The sequence below is a fragment of the Neobacillus ginsengisoli genome (assembly GCF_030813055.1).
In genome coordinates this window covers 229,094-246,282 of sequence record NZ_JAUSTW010000001.1, presented here as the reverse complement: position 1 = coordinate 246,282, position 17,189 = coordinate 229,094, and the positions used below count along the sequence as shown (strand labels likewise).

Below are 17,189 nucleotides of genomic sequence, written 5' to 3'. Positions count from 1 at the left end.
GAAGAGGCAGACAACCTGCCTCCTCACAATATTATATCCCTTTTAATTCTTTAATTCTTGCTTCCACAACTGCTCGCTTTTCACGGTAATCATTTTCTTTAGCGCGTTCTTCAGCAACAACACTTTCAGGTGCTTTTTTCATGAAGCCTTCATTGCTCAATTTCTTCTGAACTCTTTCTACTTCTTTATTTAATTTATCGAATTCTTTTTCAAGGCGGGCAATCTCTTCTTCGATATTAATCAAGCCTTCGAGTGGAAGAATGATTTCTAAACCCGTAATGACAGCTGTCATTGCTTTTTCCGGAGCATCAATATCCGTTCCTATCTGTAATTCTTCCGGATTACAGAATTTTTCGATAAATGCACGGTTCTTTTCAACTGCTTTTAGAACTGTTTCATCCTTGGCTTTAACGATCATTTTGATTTTTTTGCTCATTGGCGTGTTTACTTCTGCACGAATATTCCGTACAGAGCGAATCATTTCCATAAGCAATTTCATTTCCTGTGCCGCTTTCTCATCTGAAAGCTCCGGTTTTACTTCAGGCCAGTTCGATGTCGTAATCGATTCACCTTTATGTGGAAGGTTTTGCCATATTTCTTCTGTAATAAACGGCATAAATGGATGTAATAAGCGCATGGTTTGATCTAACACATAGGCTAAAATGGAGCGAGTCGTTTTCTTTGCAGCCTCATCATCCCCGTATAAAGGAAGCTTCGCCATTTCAATATACCAATCACAGAAATCATCCCAGATAAAGTTGTACAGCGTACGGCCAACCTCGCCAAACTCATAACGGTCTGAAAGTCTTGTTACGTTTTCAATCGTTTCATTTAATCTTGTTAGAATCCATTTATCAGCAACCGATTTTTCACCGCTGAAATCAATTTCTTCATATGTCATTCCGTCCATATTCATTAATGCGAAACGGGAAGCATTCCAAATTTTATTCGCAAAATTCCAGGTTGCTTCCACTTTTTCGGTACTGTAACGTAAATCCTGCCCCGGTGAGCTTCCGGTGGATAGGAAATAGCGCAGTGAATCTGCCCCGTACTGATCGATGACATCCATTGGATCGACACCGTTACCTAATGATTTACTCATCTTACGCCCCTGTGCATCACGAACGAGGCCATGGATGAGAACATCTTTAAACGGACGTTTTCCGGTAAATTCAAGGCTTTGGAAGATCATTCTAGATACCCAGAAGAAGATAATATCATAGCCGGTTACAAGTGCATCAGTCGGGAAGTAACGTTTGAAATCAACTGCTTCTTTATTTGGCCAGCCCATCGTCGAGAACGGCCAAAGCGCAGAGCTAAACCAAGTATCTAAAACATCCGTATCCTGTTCCCAATTCTCAAGGTCTGATGGCGGCGCATGATCGACATAAACTTCACCTGTTTCCTTGTGGTACCAAGCCGGAATGCGGTGACCCCACCATAGCTGTCTTGAGATACACCAGTCGCGGATGTTTTCCATCCAATGCAAGTATGTTTTTTCAAAGCGGTCAGGAACGAAATTCACCTTGTCCTCATTGTTTTGCAGTGCAATGGCTTCATCGGCGAGCGGCTGCATTTTAACAAACCATTGAGTTGAGAGATATGGTTCGACAACAGCACCGCTTCTTTCTGAATGGCCCACTGAATGCAGATGCTCTTCAATTTTGAATAGAATCCCTTGCTCCTGCAGGTCTTTAACAATTTGCTTGCGGCATTCGAAGCGGTCGAGGCCTTTATATTTTCCAGCCTTATCATTCATTGACCCGTCTTCATTCATAACCAGAATCCGCTCAAGATTGTGGCGGTTACCCACTTCAAAATCATTCGGGTCATGCGCCGGTGTAATTTTTACGACACCTGAACCAAATTCCATATCAACATAATCATCACCCACAATCGGAATCTCGCGGCCAACGATTGGCAGAATGACCGTTTTGCCTATTAAATGCTTATAACGCTCATCCTCCGGATGTACAGCAACAGCTGTATCACCAAGCATCGTTTCCGGGCGGGTGGTCGCTACCTCAATTTGACCGGAACCATCGGCTAGCGGATAATTCATATGATAAAATGCACCTTGAACATCCTTATAAATAACTTCAATATCGGATAATGCAGTTTTAGTGGACGGATCCCAGTTGATAATATACTCACCGCGGTAAATGAGACCTTTTTTATAAAGTGTAATAAATACTTCACGTACAGCGTCGGATAAACCTTCATCAAGGGTGAAGCGCTCACGGCTATAATCAAGCCCTAGCCCCAGTTTTGCCCATTGCTGACGAATATGGGAAGCATACTCTTCCTTCCATTTCCATGTTTCCTCAACGAATTTTTCTCTGCCTAAATCGTAACGGCTTTTTCCTACGCTGCGAAGTTTTTCTTCTACTTTTGCCTGCGTTGCGATTCCGGCATGGTCCATGCCGGGTAGCCAGAGTACATCAAAGCCCTGCATCCGTTTCATCCTGGTAAGGATATCCTGCAGGGTAGTATCCCATGCATGCCCTAAATGCAGTTTACCTGTTACGTTTGGCGGTGGAATAACGATTGTGTAGGGCTGCTTCGCCTCATCATCTTTTGCTTCAAAAAACTTTCCTTTCAACCACCAATCATAACGGCCTTGTTCAATCGCTTGCGGGTCGTATTTAGTAGGCATTGTTAGTTCTTTCGTGTCCATCTAAGTGTTCCTCCTTTATCTCTCTTTTAATTCAAAGTACAAATAAAAAAACCCCGTTCGCCATAAAAGGACGAATGGAGTTTGCTTCGCGGTACCACCTTTTTTCCAACCATAGTACATGATTGGCTCTCTATCGGATAACGGATTCGGGCCCGTCTTCAACTAATAGGATCTTAGATCCTTTCGCAGAAGAAGCTCAAGGGTGACCTTCCGTTGTTCTGCTTAGGAAATCTTCCAGCCAGCGATTTCCCTCTCTTGAAGCAGCCTTGACAACGTACTCTTCCCTGTCTTTGCTTTATTCATTAAATTATATAGTTATACTACCCAATAAAGGGGATTGTCGTCAATAATGATAACCAATTTTTTTATATTTTATACGCTTCCTGAAAAAATGGTTCATATTTTAGGGGAATACTAAGGAAGTAGCGAATATATATTAAAGAAATGTTATTTTGGAAAGGGAGAGGTTTAGATGAAGGGGAAGTTTAAAAAATACGCCTACCATCCCTGGTATAGAACCTGCAGGAGGGTATGCGGGCAATTCATCATTCCGTTTTTAATTTTTCAATTGATTCGAACCATTCTTTTACCAACCTTCTTTGATGTACTTTTATTAACATTTTTCTTTATCATCGCCATTTCTCTTTTCTTTGAAATAATTTAAAGAGCCCATTCAGCTGGATTGCTGCTGGGCTCCTTCTTTTGCTTGCTGTTGCTGGGCGTCCATTTCAACCATTCTCATAACTACATATTCATTGTTTTTTAAATGCCAGTATTTCCGCTGCAGCTGACGTACAAATTTTAATTCATTTTTGGGCTGTTGTTTGCGATAATAATTTTCTGCTACTTGGATGATGGGAATTGGATAAGCTAAATAGCTATAAAACAACAACTTTTCATCCTGCTTGAATGGGAAGTATTTATGATAATGATAAATCCAATCAACAGCTTCATCATTTCTCTTCGGATTCGTATTTAACGCACGCGATAAAAATGGCAAAAGGTCATGAATAGGTGACCCATATCGGGCATTTTCAAAATTGATAAAATAACCGTACCCTCTTTCGTCATAAAGAAAATGTTCAGATGATAATTTCCCGTGCGTGATGACCATTCGTGCCTTTTCATTCTCTTTCGTGTTTTCATACCATTCTTCTAATTTTGTTTTTGAAAAGCGCAGTGCCTGGCTTATTTCATTATAATAAATGCAATATAGTAATTCAAAAGGCGACATATAGGTCTTTTTTTCACATTCATCGACGAAGCCATCGAGAAATTCCTGATGTTTTTCCAATTGTTGAATAGTTTTTTCATAATGCTCGGTACGTTCTTCTTTATTTATCGGGATTTCTTTGGCGGAAAGGGTATGAAGTCTCGCTAATTCCCGGATTAACTGCTGATTTTTATGCTGGCGGTCTTCTTTAACTTCATTTGGCATCCACGGCATTAAATAATATAGATCTTTATTATTAAGGACCGCATACCTGCCATCCATCGTTGGATAAATAGGTACGATGCGATTAAATCCCTTTTGGTATAGGTGATGAACATGGCGAATAAAATCCGTACCAGACGTAGGAACGATTTTTTTCAATGCAAAGGTACCCTTGTTGGAGTAGATTTTTTGTATGCTGCCATAATTTTCAACAAAATGGGGTTCAACTTGATAATTTTGTAAAATCGGTGTTACCTCTTCCAAGCGATTCGAGTTACTCATAATAAAACTCAACTCTCTTTCAAAGAAAGGAAAAGCGTTTGCTCCCGTTTAGCGCACGACAGGACTGGAGCGCTTCGACTGAGATAAAGTCAACTCGAATTGCGCTTTTGCTTTTTCGTGTTAACTTATCGTAGGGAAAAGAGGGAAGTACACTAGGCGCTGGAGCTAGACATTACTCTAAGTTCAGGAATGTAAGAAAGGTGAGCAGGTATGAAAACCCGCTCATCTTCTATTTTGATCTGTTACTTTTTTGCGAATATCACCGGAATATATAATACTTGGCCTTCATAAACATCTTGATTAATTTCCAGATGGTTTACACGAAGGAGATTTTGGATGGTTACATCGTACCGTTCTGCAAGACTGTCAATGGTATCTCCTTTTTGTACGATACATACCTTTAATTTAGCCTGTTCTGCATTTTCCTCCTTACGGGCAAAAAACTCTGTTAGTGTCATGCTCTTCTTTTTTGCCGGTTTCTTCTTCTTTTCCGGCTTCGGTACTGCTGCTTCCGATGAGGAGGAGCTTTCTTCGACTGCGGTTACATCCTCCTCAAAATGGACGTGATCGCCCGGCACTTCCTGGGCAGATTCTTCCTGCTCGCTGACAATTCCGACCGGCTTGTTTCCTTCACTTCTTGCCTCCTGAAAAAGCCAAGAAGGCTCTTGTTCATCCTCATGGTCATCTTGGGCTTGATAGTTAAATGTTGGGAACTTCGGAAATACTTCTACCTTTTCCTCTTCCTGCTGTTTTCTTGCCTCAGCCTCGAACAAAAATGAATCGTCGAATTGGTTTTGTTCAAAGTCAGTCAATATATCTTCGGACTCAGAACGATGCAATACCTCCAGCTCAAATTCAGGCTCTGACGGTTCATCCTGCTGCGGGCCGCCATATAAGCCGCTAATAGTCAGCTCTGCTGATAATTTCAAACAACTTCGCTCCAGTAAGGAGTAATCAAATGATTCTACAAGAACATCAATATCATAAATACTTTGAATCCGATTATTAGGAATCGTAATATCGACTGGAAAACAATGGGAAAATTCACAACTTCCAGTTTCTTGCTCCTCTACCCTTTCTACAAACTTCTGAGCAGAACCGTTATCTTCTTCACCTTCATCGCTAGCTTCGTAACTTTTATATTCGCCTGTTAATTCCAGCGAACCTCGTATGGTTACGTACTGATCGTTTTCCTGGATGGTAATATCCGGGTCTAGAGAAATGGAGACAAGCTCTTCGACTTCCTGTCCTTTTCTAAACCATAAGGATTCCTCCAAGGAAAATCGTAGGCACGATTGATTTTCCTGAGACAAAGCGACTCCTCCTTTCGTTTCCTTTCACGTAAAATCACTATGTCACTTACACTCTATGAGGAAGCTGAAATTTTTATGATAAAAAAGCTTTTTGAGGCACAAGAAAAACACACGCACCCTATGGATGCGTGTGTAATCATTTGTATCATTTAGGAATTTGGGGATGGTTCAACAGGATTCATGGTATCCTTAACCATGTGATAAATGTCAGCCGTAATATTTTCAATATTGTGTGTGCCTTTGCTTCGGTCATTCAACAAAATAACAATCGAAGTTTTATCATTATAATAGGCATGCATTGTATACCACCCGCCTAAAACACCTACACTGAAAACAAAATTCCCTCTGTTATAAAGACCCAAACCATATGTTGACTTAGTAGATGGCGTAAGCATTTGATTTAGACTTTCTTTCGAAACCAATTTTCCATTCATTAACGCTTGATCAAATTGTGATAAATCAGATGCGGTTGCGTAAATATCCCCACAGCCAAAAAGAGCATAGGTATTAAGGTACTTGGTAGGTTCGATTTTATTATTCTTTGTTAAATAGCCAACCGATGTATATGGAACGGGATGTTCAGACGTAATAAATCCTGTTTCATTTAGCGGAACCTTATCAATGATATTTTTTTTGATAAAATCATGGAGCGACCCACCCGTAATTTTTTCTATGACATAACCAAGAACCATATAGTTCGCATCTAAATAGTCCCATTTTTCTCCAGGTTGGAATTTTAATGGCATCTTTTCAATTTCCCGTACTAGACTTATTGGTGTTGTATCCCCTTTATGCCAGTGCGGCCTTTGAATCCCGGATGTGTGGGTTAAGAAGTTATATAACTTAATTTTATCCCCATTTGGAAAATTAGGAATATACTTTGAAATTGGATCCTGAATCGTTAATTTCTGTTGTTCCTGCAGTTTCATAATACTTGTGGCCACAAATATTTTCGTAATCGAAGCGATTGGATAGGTAGTGGCGGGTTCGTTTAATATCTTTTTCTCTACATTGGCATAGCCAACGCCTTCATTAAAAAGAATTTGGTTGTTTTGTTCCACAAAAACACTGCCGCTATTGTTATTCGAGACTAAATAATCTTCAATTTTTTTTTGCAGTAAAGCTTCATTTTTCCGAAGCCTTTCTAGTTTCTTTTGCTTATCTATTCGTTGCAAATTTTCTTTGTTAGCTATGATTTCTTTAACTTTTGCGGTTTCTTTATTTGTACTCTGACCACTATGGAAAAACTGATTTTCACAACCGAGTAAATTGGTACCAAGGGCAGCTACTAATAAGAATAATCCCAATTTATTGTATTTCATCTCCGCCACACAACCTTTGCTCATCGTCCTCAAGAACTACTTGATTTGTCCGAATTATTATAGCATACAGATGTGACAAAAATAAGTACAATTTAGAATAGATTAAATACAAAATTTCCCTTCGTTTTTTATAATGAACATAAAAAAGCACACTCACCGTTTGATATGATGAATGTGCAATCTTCAATTATTTTAATTTAGAAAAGGCAAGCTCCGCAGAAGAAATGGTTTTTTCAATATCTTCATCGGAATGAACAGTAGAAAGGAAAAGACCTTCAAATTGTGAAGGAGGTAAAAATATTCCCTGTTCAGCCATTTCCCGATAATAACCGGCAAAATATTCAAGATTTGAAGTTTTTGCTGTTTCATAATTAATGACATTTTCATTTGTAAAGAAGAAGCCAATCATCGATCCCGCACGGTTAACAGTAATTGGAATGTCATTTTTTTCAGCGGCAGATTTTAATCCTTTTTCCAGCAAATCCCCTTTACGGATAAAATCGCTGTAATGATCAGGAGTTAATTGGTTTAATGTCTCATATCCAGCGGTCATCGCAAGTGGGTTCCCTGAAAGTGTACCCGCTTGATAAATCGGACCGCTAGGTGCAATTCTTTCCATGATTTCTGCTTTTCCGCCGTAGGCACCGACAGGAAGTCCCCCGCCAATTACTTTACCAAGACAAGTTAGGTCAGGAGTCACATTAAAATAGCCTTGTGCGCAATTATAACCCACTCGGAAGCCTGTCATGACTTCATCAAAAATAAGCAAGGCACCGTATTTTGTGGTAATTTCACGAAGACCTTCTAAAAATCCCGGCAGCGGCGGAACAACACCCATGTTACCTGCAACCGGTTCAACAATAATAGCCGCAATATCCTCCCCGAATTGCTCGAAGGCATATTTCACACCTTCAAAGTCATTATACTGCACGGTGATGGTATTTTTTGCTATTCCTTCAGGTACACCCGGGCTGTCAGGCAATCCAAGTGTGGCTACGCCGGAGCCTGCTTTGATTAACAATGAATCACCATGACCATGGTAGCAGCCTTCAAATTTCAAAATTAAGTTGCGTCCCGTATATCCTCTTGCTAAACGCAGAGTACTCATCGTTGCTTCCGTTCCTGAAGATACCATCCTGACAATTTCAATCGACGGAACGCGTTCAATGACTAGTTTTGCCAGTTCATTTTCCATCAATGTCGGTGCACCGTAGCTGGTACCAAGTTCTGCAACTTTTTTAATTGCCTCAACAACGCGGTCATTTGTATGGCCGAGGATTAGCGGTCCCCATGACAATACATAATCAATATATTCATTTCCATCAATATCATAAATTTTAGAACCTTTCCCTCTTTCCATAAAAATCGGATCCATATTCACTGATTTAAAGGCACGAACCGGGCTATTAACTCCACCCGGCATAAGGGTTTGGGCTTCTTTAAATGCTTCAATCGATTTCGTATACGAACGCATCCTTTTCCCTCTTTTCCATTATTGTTATTCTTCTTCTTTTAACCAGCGAATGGCGTCTTTTGCAGCATAAGTAATAATGAGATCAGCACCGGCACGCTTCATGCCGATTAACATTTCCAGCACAGTGTTTTTTTCGTCAATCCAGCCGTTCTGAGCAGCAGCTTTAATCATTGAATATTCACCGCTCACGTTATAAACGACAACAGGCAGATTAAAAGTATTTTTTACATCACGAACAATATCCAGGTAAGGCATACCAGGTTTCACGATTAAAAAGTCAGCGCCTTCCGCAACATCGGATTCGGCTTCTCTAAATGCTTCCATCCGGTTAGCCGGGTCCATTTGATAGGTCTTCCGATCGCCAAATTGCGGCGCGCCCTCCGCTGCCTCACGGAATGGACCGTAAAAAGCAGAGGCATATTTAACTGCATATGACATAATCGGCACTTCAGTAAAACCGGCTTCATCTAAACCAGCACGAATTGCTGCAACAAAGCCATCCATCATGTTAGAAGGAGCAATAATATCTGCGCCTGCTTTAGCTTGGGCAACCGCAGTTTTCACGAGCAAGTCAAGCGACTGATCATTTAGGATTTTCTCGCCTTCGACCACTCCGCAGTGTCCATGGCTTGTATATTCACAAAGGCATGTATCAGCAACAACAATTATTTCCGGGAAGTTCTCTTTTATAAAACGGGTCGCAACTTGGACAATGCCATGATCGTGGTATGCTTGCTGACCGCACTCATCTTTGGCCGCCGGAATCCCAAATAATAACACAGACTTTATTCCATGTGCTACAATATCTTCCATTTCTTTTTGGAGATGGTCCATGGATACTTGGAATACACCGGGCATAGATGATACTTCCTTGCGAATGTTTTCACCTTCATAAATAAACAGCGGATAAATGAAGTCTTCCGCTTTCAGGTTATTTTCTCTGACAAGTGCGCGCATGCTTGCACTTGAACGTAAACGACGATGACGCTTAAATTGCAATTCCATTTATGATTCCTCCATTTCTAAGTAAGCAATTGTACTATTAACCATTTCTTTTACCGTATATTCTTTAGGTGCAACATGAACGGGTAATCCATATGCACGTAATTTTTTCTCTGTAGATGGTCCAATACAGCCGAAAATATATTTTTTTAAATGGTGCTCAAGCTTATACCGAGTCACCGTTTCCATAAAATGATCTACCGTTGACGGGCTCGTAAACAGTAAAATATCAAGCTGTTTTTCGACCATCACTTTTGCCAATTTCTCGCGGCTTTCGTCTGGCATAACCGTTTCATATATGACCACTTCATTAACAAGTGCTCCGCTTTCTGTTAAAGAATCAGCGATATATTCTCTCGCCAAATTCCCTTTTGGAAGTAATATTTTCGAACCTTTATGGATATACGGCAAAAACTCGGCAACAAATGATTCGGCAACATATGCAGACGGTATAAACTCAGGCCTTAATCCTCTTTGCAACAGTCCCTCTTCTGTTTTTTTTCCAATCACAGCGATTTTTGGAAAAATCTCCAAATCTGAATTCAAACAAAAAGAAAAGAAGGTTTCCACTGTTACATTGCTCGTAAAAATAATCCAGTCATATGTATTTAGGGCTTTCAAAATGGTTTGAAGACGTTGATTAATCTCAACCGGTCGAAAGGCAATAAGAGGGATTTCAATCGGAATCCCTCCATATTTTTCAATGAGCTGTGAAAAAGATTTCGCTTGATTTTCTCCCCTTGGAACAAGAACTTTTTTTTCAAGCAAGGGAAATGAATTTATCATAGCCCTTCAAGCTCCCGTTTCACCTTTTCAATCAGGTCTTTGGCTCCTTTTTGAATTAAAAGATCAGCAGCCCGGACACCCAGCTCCTCCGGGTTTTGTCCTCTAAGTTCTTCTTTGTAAATCTCCTGTCCTTCCGGGGAAGCGACTAAAACATTTAAAACAATTTCATCATTAGCATCAACACGGGCGAAACCGGCAATTGGCACTTGGCAGCCGCCTTCCATTTTTTGCAGGAAAGCACGCTCTGCTTTGACGGCTCTTTCCGTTTTCTTGCAGGTGAATTTTTCAAAAAGTTCTAAAAGCTCGCGGTCGTCCTCACGGCATTCGAGTGATAATGCTCCCTGACCAACAGCAGGTATGCAAATATCCGTATCTAAAAATTCAGTCACTACTTCACGTGCCCAACCAAGGCGGGAAAGTCCAGCTGCAGCTAAAATGATGGCATCGTATTCTTCTTCTTCTAATTTAGCTAATCGTGTATCAACATTACCGCGAATCCATTTAATCTCTAAATCCGGACGCTGTACTAAAAGCTGGGCGCTGCGGCGAAGACTGCTCGTGCCGATAATTGCACCCTTTTTTAAATCCTTTAACTTCATATGTCCTCGTGATATTAAAGCATCCCTGTGGTCCTCACGGAAAGGAATACAACCGATTGTTAACCCCTCCGGCAACTCTGCCGGCATGTCTTTCATACTATGAACGGCCATATCAATCTCTTTATTTAGCATAGCCTGTTCGATTTCTTTAACAAATAAGCCTTTACCGCCTACTTTTGAAAGGGTTACATCTTGGATTTTGTCCCCTTTTGTCACAATTTCTTTTACTTCAAACTCAAAATGTGACCCTAGCTTTTTAAGCTGTTCGATAACCCAATTTGTTTGTGTTAAAGCAAGCTTGCTTCGTCTTGAACCTACAATAATTTTCCTCATGACAGCCTCCTAAGTTTACCCGTACCAGAAATGAAAAGACGATAATTTACCAAATAAGAAGAAGTTAATTAACACGATTAAAAATGAAGCTACATTCCATAAAGCTAATGATTTTCCTGCAAGCCCTTTGACAATATGCAAATACAAGTAAATGCTATAGGCCGTTAATAACAGGAAAGAACCAATGATTTTCATATCGTACCAGGGCATCCCGGGGACTTTGAGAAAAGCCCACTGTAAGCCTAAAATCAGACTTAGCATCAGCATTGGAACACCAATTACAGCCAATATGTAGGATGATCGCTCGAGCTTATGTAAATCGGCAAGCCTTAATAGTCTTTTTCCCCATTTCTTCCTTTTCAATAAGTCGTATTGGAGAAGATATAAAAGAGAAAAGACAAAGGAGAGAGAAAATGCTCCATATGAAACAATCGCCATTGTGATATGGATTAACAACAGTTCAGACACAAGCTGCTTGCCGACAACATGGGAACCATATTGTTCGGGAACAAAAGTATGAATGACCATGACAATAAATCCGAGTATATTGGTAAAAAAGACAATAAAGTCAATTCTTAGCAACCGATTAATCCCTAGAGATAAAGTGATCAATACCCATGCGTAAAAATAAAGACCCTCAAAAATCGTCAAAACAGGGAACCTCCCTGTTTTCACCATATATAAAAATAAAAACACAGTTTGTAAAACCCATACAAACGCAAGTAACCAGAAGGCAATTCGGTTTGCCTTCCGGTTATGATTGAGAAAATCAAAAAAATATAACAACACGCTAAAGGCATATAGAACAACTGTTAGTTCATGCAGCCGTGTCATGTGAATACTAAACATAGACACAACCCCTTACGGCTGAAAGGAAGCCTGCGGTGCATGAACCATAATTTTATCGGTTTCGGCTGCTTTCGAATCTTGATTTTGGACAAGTTCTTCAATATTAAATATCTTCATAAATAAGTTCAAAGCCTGATCGGCATCAGGTCTTGCAGCCAATTCTTTTGCCTGTAAAATAGGGTCCTTTAAAAGTTGATTTATAATGCTCTTTGTGTGCTTGTTTAATACTTTTAGATCCCGGTCGGATAAATGGGAGAGCTTGCGCTCAAGGCTGACCATGGTTTCTGACTGGATTGCCAGGGCTTTTTCCCTAAGAGACGAAATCACAGGGACAACTCCGAGCATTCCAAGCCACTGCTTGAATTCGACAATTTCTTTTTCAATCATGATACTGATCTTTTCAGCAGCCTTCTTACGTTCTTGAAGATTAGCCTCAACAATCCCCTCTAAATCATCGATATCGTATAAAAATACGTTTTCAAGCTCTGCAATTTTCGGATCCAAGTCGCGTGGTACGGCAATATCAACCATAAATAATGGTTTGCCCTTTCGCATTTTTTCTACTTTAACCATCATCTCTTTTGAAATAACAAAATCCTTCGCACCCGTCGAGCTTATGAGGATATCGGCATCCACTAAAGATTTTTGCAGCTCATCTGTTGTTTTTGCTTCACCGCCGAAACGGTTCGCAAGTTCTTTTGCTTTATCATAGGTACGGTTAATAACGGTAACTTTTTTTACACCGTTGCCATGCAGGTTTTGGGCCGCTAGCTCGCCCATTTTTCCCGCTCCAAAGATTAACACATGTTTACCAGCAAGTGAGCCGAAAATTTTCTTCGCTAACTCTACTGCTGCATAACTGACAGAAACAGCATTTGCACCAATATCTGTTTCGGAATGGCCTCGTTTTGCAACGGTAACGGCCTGCTTAAACAAGTGGTTAAACACGGTTCCGGTGGTATTTTGTTCTTGAGCTAACATAAAGCTCGAACGGACCTGACCTAAAATTTGTGTTTCGCCTAATACCATTGAATGGAGTCCGCAGGTCACGTTGAAAAGGTGTTCGACGGCACCATCTTCTTCATAAACAAATAAATAAGGAGAAAACTCAGGTTGTTCAAGTCCAAACCATTCTGACAGAAATTCTTTAATATAGTAGCGGCCCGTATGTAACTGGTCTACGACCGCATAAATTTCCGTACGATTACATGTAGATAAGATAATATTCTCCAGGATGCTTTTTTTCACGTTTAATTTTTTTATAGCATCCACAAGATCGGATTCATTAAAAGTTAACCGCTCACGGATTTCAACAGGGGCAGTTTTATAGTTTAGACCGATCACTAATATATGCATTGAAAAGGACACCCCCAAATAAAAAATTGCAGAAATAACTAGTCTGATTATATCACGGGTATTTTTAATTTTTGCTTAAGAATTGTGAACAGAAAATGAAACTAATATGGTAATATTAGAAAATAAAATGATATTTGTTATAATTATCGACAAATGCTTCCTTATGTACAGTATCAAAAAAAGAGAATAGATTCAAGTGAACCTTACTGGAAGTGGTGAAATAGATGAAAAATCAGCGGATGTTTCCCGGTATAATTCTAATTGGCTTTGGGGCTTACTTTTTTTTGCAGCAATCAGGCATAACCTTATTTCAGAATTTTTATACTTGGCCGACCTTAATCATTATTGTGGGAATTGCTTTCTTAGCTCAAGGCTATGCGGCAAAGGATTACGAATCCATCCTGCCCGGTGTCATTTTACTTGGGTTTGGTCTTCATTTCCATATTGCCGGCCGTTTAACATTTTGGCCTGATAATAGTATTGGACCCTTTATATTAATCCTATCTCTTGGTTTTTTCCTGCGTTTCCAAAAAACCGGAACAGGCTTATTTCAAGCGTTCCTCTTTTTAGTCTGGGCTTTATTGCTGTTATTTTATGATAAAATTGCAGGATATCTTGGCATTGTTCAAAACGGTATGTCACAGGTATTGAAATTTTGGCCCGCTCTCATTATTATTATTGGTATTTATTTTTTGTTAAAAAAGAAAAAATAAACGCTCGAGGCTAAGCCGCGGCGTTTATTTTTTTACATATAGCTTTCAAGAATGGACCATGCTTGATCCTTTCCTAAACCGGTCTCTGATGAGAACAAGATCATATGATCATTTTGATCGAAATTAAGTTTTTCACGGGTAATCTTCAAATGCTTCTGCCATTTCCCTTTAGGGATTTTATCTGCTTTAGTCGCGACAATGATACACGGGATTTCGTAATGCTTAAGAAAATCATACATCATGACATCGTCCTCTGATGGCGGATGACGTAAATCAACAATTTGCACAACGGCCCTTAATTGCTCACGCGTTGTTAAATACGTCTCAATCATTTTCCCCCAAGCTGCGCGCTCACTTTTTGACACCTTCGCATATCCATACCCGGGTACATCAACAAAATGAAGTACTTCATTAATAACATAAAAATTAAGCGTTTGTGTTTTCCCGGGTTTTGATGATATACGGGCTAACCCCTTTCGATTGAGCATTTTATTGATAAAAGAGGATTTGCCCACATTCGAGCGGCCGGCTAATGCAAATTCTGGAAGATCCGTTTCCGGGTACTGTTCCGGCTTTACTGCACTTATGACAATTTCTGAACTTGTTACCTTCATTTCACGCCACCTTCTAAAAGGGCATGTTTTAATACTTCATCCACATGGGATACAAGTACAAACTCCATTTCATTTCTTACGCTATCGGGTATATCATCAATATCCATTTCATTATCCTTTGGAAGAATCACTTTTGTTAATCCTGCTCGGTGAGCACTGAGTGTTTTTTCCTTTAATCCGCCAATAGGAAGAACACGGCCACGTAACGTGATTTCACCTGTCATTCCAACTTCACGGCGAATAGGTTTTCCGGATAGTGCCGATACAAGCGCAGTCGCAATCGTAATACCGGCTGAAGGCCCATCCTTTGGCACTGCACCTTCTGGAACATGAATATGAATATCATATTTTTCATGGAAGTTCTCATCAATGCCGAGCTCCGCTGCTTTGGAACGGACATAACTGAATGCGGCTTGAGCTGATTCCTTCATTACATCTCCAAGCTTCCCTGTTAACACAAGCTTACCTTTGCCGGCTGATAACGAGACTTCGATTTGCAACGTGTCCCCTCCGACAGTGGTATATGCTAAACCTGTCGCTACTCCAATTTGGTTCTCGGTTTCAGCCTGACCATAGCGGAATTTTGGCTTTCCTAAAAATTCCTCAACGTTCTTTTCTGTGATGACAACCCGCTTCTTTTCTCCGGAAACAACAATCTTAGCCGTTTTACGGCAAAGCGTCGCCATCTGCCGCTCTAAACTTCGGACCCCTGCTTCACGGGTGTAATAGCGGACAACTTTCAGAATCGCATCTTCTCGAACCTGGAGAATTCCTTTTGTCAGCCCATTTTCTTTAATTTGTTTTGGAAGCAAATGGTCTCTGGTAATATGAACTTTTTCCAACTCTGTATAACCTGCGATGGTTATAATTTCCATTCTATCTAACAGAGGTCCCGGAATGGTTGACAGGTTATTAGCCGTTGCAATGAACATAACTTTTGATAAATTGTACGGCTCTTCAATATAATGGTCACTAAAATTATGATTTTGTTCGGGGTCTAATACTTCCAGCATTGCCGCGGAAGGATCTCCTCTGAAATCGCTTGACATTTTATCAATTTCATCTAATAAAAATACAGGATTTACCGTTCCCGCTTTTTTCATTCCCTGAATGATCCGCCCGGGCATCGCTCCAACATACGTTCTCCGGTGACCGCGAATTTCAGATTCATCACGAACACCGCCAAGCGACACACGAACAAAATTACGATTGAGCGATGTTGCAATCGACCGGGCTAGGCTTGTTTTCCCGACTCCCGGTGGTCCGGCAAGACAGAGAATAGGTCCTTTAAGAGAGTTGGTAAGTTTTTGAACAGCTAAAAATTCCAATACACGTTCCTTTACTTTTTCAAGTCCATAATGATCTTGATCCAAAATTCGCTCGGCACGAAGGATATCAATATCATCCTCCGTCTTTTTCGACCAAGGTATGGTGATTAACCATTCAATATAGTTTCGGATTACTGCACTTTCTGCGGAGCTGGAAGGAACCTTTTCATAGCGGTCAAGCTCCTTTAATGCGGTAAGGCGAACTTGGTCAGGCATTCCTGCCTGCTCAATTTTTTCAGTAAGTTCGGCTATTTCCCCTGTTTTACCTTCTTTATCGCCCAATTCCTTTTGAATAGCCTTCATCTGTTCCCGCAAATAATACTCTTTTTGCGTTCTTTCCATGGACCGCTTAACACGCTGGCCAATTTTCTTTTCAAGATTTAATACTTCTTTTTCATTATGAATCGTATCAATAACCCGGTTTACCCGCTCTTTAACATCGATGGTTTCCAGGATTTCCTGTTTGTCCTTCAGCTTAATTGGCAAATGTGAGGAGATGATATCGGCCATTCTCCCCGGCTCCTCAATATCTGTAACGGATGCAAAGGTTTCTGCCGAGATTTTTTTGGATAATTTTATGTATTGCTCGAAATATTCAAGCATTGTTCTCATCAAGGCTTGGTCTTCTACATCTTTTGTGTCCGGATCCTCGTACGTTTTAATAGTAACTGCGTAATAATCGTCATCATCATGAAATGTTACGATTTCCGCTCTGTTTAATCCTTCAACCAAAACTCTGATTGTCCCGTTAGGCAGTTTTAGCATTTGTTTAACCTTCGTTAAGGTTCCAAGCTTATAAAGGTCTTCCTCGGAAGGTTCATCTATAGAAACATCCTTTTGTGTTGTTAAAAAAATTAAGTGGTCATCTACCATCGCTTTTTCCAGAGCCTGTACCGATCTTTCACGGCCAACATCTAAATGAAGGACCATCGTCGGATATACAAGTAACCCTCGAAGCGGCAGGAGGGGGACGATCAATTCGTTATTTTTCGCCAAATTACTGCACCTCCACATGCAAAATTCATTTTTCCTGCTAGGAATAGTCTTTGTACAATTCTATCTCATTTGCAAAAAAGTGTCTAATTATAAAGAATCACTTCTTTTAT

Annotated in this window: 14 protein-coding genes and 1 other annotated feature; of the genes, 2 read left to right on the top strand and 12 right to left on the bottom strand. The window is 40.2% G+C overall.

Translation table 11 applies throughout. The features are described 5' to 3' along the window. Window positions 1-31: 31 nt before the first annotated feature. Window positions 32-2,677 carry a valine--tRNA ligase gene (locus J2S10_RS01260; protein WP_307403849.1) on the bottom strand — a complete coding sequence of 882 codons (2,646 nt, stop codon included), beginning with the start codon at window positions 2,675-2,677 and terminating at the stop codon, window positions 32-34. Window positions 2,678-2,740: 63 nt separating this feature from the next. Then, window positions 2,741-2,977 (bottom strand) — a binding site (T-box leader). Between the two features lie 172 nt (window positions 2,978-3,149). On the opposite strand from J2S10_RS01260, the gene J2S10_RS01255 reads away from it, so the two are divergent. After that, on the top strand, window positions 3,150-3,341 hold the full coding sequence (locus tag J2S10_RS01255) for a hypothetical protein (protein WP_307403847.1): 192 nt from the start codon (window positions 3,150-3,152) through the stop codon (window positions 3,339-3,341). A 9-nt stretch (window positions 3,342-3,350) separates the two neighbouring features. Here J2S10_RS01255 and ysxE read toward each other — a convergent pair whose 3' ends face one another. The 9 genes from ysxE to hemA form a co-directional block, all read right to left on the bottom strand. Then, a complete protein-coding gene (ysxE, locus tag J2S10_RS01250) occupies window positions 3,351-4,394 on the bottom strand; it encodes a spore coat protein YsxE (protein ID WP_307403845.1) in 1,044 nt (347 codons plus the stop codon). 242 nt (window positions 4,395-4,636) lie between these two features. Then, entirely contained in the window at window positions 4,637-5,707 is a 1,071-nt protein-coding gene (gene spoVID / locus J2S10_RS01245) for a stage VI sporulation protein D (protein WP_307403843.1), read from the bottom strand. Window positions 5,708-5,856: 149 nt separating this feature from the next. Next, entirely contained in the window at window positions 5,857-7,029 is a 1,173-nt protein-coding gene (locus J2S10_RS01240) for a serine hydrolase domain-containing protein (RefSeq protein ID WP_307403841.1), read from the bottom strand. Between the two features lie 187 nt (window positions 7,030-7,216). Next, window positions 7,217-8,503 (bottom strand): glutamate-1-semialdehyde 2,1-aminomutase, encoded by a 1,287-nt coding sequence (gene hemL / locus J2S10_RS01235; protein ID WP_307403839.1) that lies wholly within the window; start codon window positions 8,501-8,503, stop codon window positions 7,217-7,219. Window positions 8,504-8,527: 24 nt separating this feature from the next. Further along, window positions 8,528-9,508 (bottom strand): porphobilinogen synthase, encoded by a 981-nt coding sequence (gene hemB / locus J2S10_RS01230; protein ID WP_307403836.1) that lies wholly within the window; start codon window positions 9,506-9,508, stop codon window positions 8,528-8,530. Next, a complete protein-coding gene (locus J2S10_RS01225; protein WP_307403834.1) occupies window positions 9,509-10,291 on the bottom strand; it encodes a uroporphyrinogen-III synthase in 783 nt (260 codons plus the stop codon). After that, on the bottom strand, window positions 10,288-11,223 hold the full coding sequence (hemC, locus tag J2S10_RS01220; protein ID WP_307403832.1) for a hydroxymethylbilane synthase: 936 nt from the start codon (window positions 11,221-11,223) through the stop codon (window positions 10,288-10,290). Before hemC ends, J2S10_RS01225 begins: the two co-directional genes overlap by 4 nt. Window positions 11,224-11,238: 15 nt before the next feature. Then, window positions 11,239-12,072 (bottom strand): cytochrome c biogenesis protein, encoded by an 834-nt coding sequence (locus J2S10_RS01215; protein ID WP_307403831.1) that lies wholly within the window; start codon window positions 12,070-12,072, stop codon window positions 11,239-11,241. A gap of 12 nt (window positions 12,073-12,084) precedes the next feature. Next, window positions 12,085-13,428 (bottom strand): glutamyl-tRNA reductase, encoded by a 1,344-nt coding sequence (hemA, locus tag J2S10_RS01210; RefSeq protein WP_307403829.1) that lies wholly within the window; start codon window positions 13,426-13,428, stop codon window positions 12,085-12,087. A gap of 224 nt (window positions 13,429-13,652) precedes the next feature. Between hemA and J2S10_RS01205 the strand changes: the two genes are divergently transcribed. Continuing rightward, entirely contained in the window at window positions 13,653-14,141 is a 489-nt protein-coding gene (locus tag J2S10_RS01205; RefSeq protein WP_307403828.1) for a LiaI-LiaF-like domain-containing protein, read from the top strand. Window positions 14,142-14,173: 32 nt separating this feature from the next. Here the strand turns inward: J2S10_RS01205 and yihA are convergent, their stop codons facing one another. Continuing rightward, window positions 14,174-14,755, bottom strand: a complete 582-nt coding sequence (gene yihA / locus J2S10_RS01200) for a ribosome biogenesis GTP-binding protein YihA/YsxC (RefSeq protein ID WP_307403827.1) — start codon at window positions 14,753-14,755, stop codon at window positions 14,174-14,176. After that, window positions 14,752-17,097 carry an endopeptidase La gene (gene lon, locus J2S10_RS01195; RefSeq protein WP_370876137.1) on the bottom strand — a complete coding sequence of 782 codons (2,346 nt, stop codon included), beginning with the start codon at window positions 17,095-17,097 and terminating at the stop codon, window positions 14,752-14,754. Before lon ends, yihA begins: the two co-directional genes overlap by 4 nt. Window positions 17,098-17,189: the final 92 nt, after the last annotated feature.